This is a genomic window from Gemmiger formicilis, assembly GCF_016901605.1.
GTDB classification, from domain to species: Bacteria; Bacillota; Clostridia; order Oscillospirales; family Ruminococcaceae; genus Gemmiger; species Gemmiger formicilis_B.
Genome location: NZ_JACJKP010000724.1, coordinates 1 through 224, shown reverse-complemented (window position 1 = coordinate 224; position 224 = coordinate 1). Strand labels below are relative to the sequence as shown.

General features: G+C 57.6%; 1 protein-coding gene. It reads left to right on the top strand.

The features are described from left to right. The coding region (locus H6B10_RS19105; RefSeq protein ID WP_430661785.1) for an aconitase family protein at positions 1–224 on the top strand (224 nt) is incomplete at both ends.

The following is a 224-nucleotide window of genomic DNA, read 5'->3' as shown; positions in this document are numbered from 1 at the left end:
TTTCCACGCCCACCTGCGGCCCCTGCCTGGGCGGCTACATGGGCATCCTGGCGGCAGGGGAGCGCTGCATTTCTACCACCAACCGCAACTTTGTAGGCCGTATGGGCCATGTGGTTTCATCGGTAATAACACCGGTATCAAAATCAATTGCCACCACATCCCCTTCCGAGATAGCCTCGCTGGCAGCAGGGCATTCCAGGATGGGCAAACCAATATTGATGGCG